Raw genomic sequence first — 1,234 nt, forward strand, 5'->3', positions numbered from 1 at the left:
CCGGCACGTACCCCGGCGTCGGAATCCGGCCCGCGGCACGGCAGGATCGTGCCGTGGCAGAACTCATCACCATCGACGACCCCGACGACCCGCGCCTGTCGGACTACGCCGGCCTCACCGACGTCGAGCTGCGCCGCCGCCGCGAGCCGGCGGAAGGGCTGTTCATCGCCGAGGGCGACAAGGTCATCCGGCGCGCGGTCGAGACCGGCTACGAGACCCGCTCCATGATGCTCTCCGCCAAGTGGGTCGACGTGATGCGGGACGTCATCGACGCGCTGCCGGCACCGGTGTACGTCGTCGGCGCCGACCTGGCCGAGCAGGTCACCGGCTACCACGTACACCGCGGCGCGCTCGCCTCCATGCGCCGCAAGCCGCTGCCGGACGCCGCCGGGCTGCTGGCCCGCGCCCGCCGCGTCGCGGTGCTGGAGACCGTCAACGACCACACCAACGTCGGCGCCGTCTTCCGCGGCGCCGCCGCCCTCGGCATGGACGCCGTGCTGCTCTCGCCGGACTGCGCGGACCCGCTGTACCGGCGGTCGGTGAAGGTCTCCATGGGCGCCGTCTTCCACGTCCCGTACGCGCGGCTGGCCTCCTGGCCGCGGGGCCTGGAGACGGTCCGCGAGGCGGGCTTCACCCTCGTCGCCCTCACCCCGGACGAGCGGGCGGTGCCGATCACCGAGGCGGCGCCGCAGCGGCTGCCGCGGGTCGCGCTGATGCTGGGCACGGAGGGCGCGGGGCTGTCGGCGGGGGCGCTGCGGGCGGCGGACCAGTGGGTGCGTATCCCGATGTCGAACGGCGTCGACTCGCTCAACGTCGGCGCCGCCGCGGCGGTCGCGTTCTACGCGGTGGCGACGGCACCCGCCGAAGGCTGAACCCGGCGCGCGGTACGTGGCCGAAAACCGCCGCAGCCCCGCCGCGAGCGCGGCGGACCACCCCGGGGCAGTACCCCCCGGCGTGATCCACCGGGAGTACCAGGGCCTGTCTTCAATCTCCCGTCTGCGGCGCGACGCCTGGCACGCACGCTCGCCGCGTTGTCGGGATCGACCGAATAGGCCCACTATGCGGTCGACCCTCCGCCTTGCGATCGCACGCACCAGACGCCGCCCCGCCCGCCCTGCGGGCGAACGACGCGAGATCGAAGACAGGCCCTAGAGCGGGCCCTGGCAGCCCTGCGCCGCCGCGATACCGAGCGCGACCAGCAGCGTCACCGTCACGAAGACGATCAGCCGCTGCC

General features: G+C 74.3%; 1 protein-coding gene. It reads left to right on the forward strand.

The features are described from left to right. Positions 1-53: 53 nt before the first annotated feature. Positions 54-872, forward strand: coding sequence for a TrmH family RNA methyltransferase (locus H5J30_RS34225; protein WP_181791707.1), 819 nt, complete (start codon positions 54-56; stop codon positions 870-872). Positions 873-1,234 lie beyond the last annotated feature (362 nt).

It is taken from the genome of Streptomyces phytophilus (assembly GCF_013870535.1).
In the GTDB taxonomy this organism is placed as follows: domain Bacteria; phylum Actinomycetota; class Actinomycetes; order Streptomycetales; family Streptomycetaceae; genus Streptomyces; species Streptomyces phytophilus.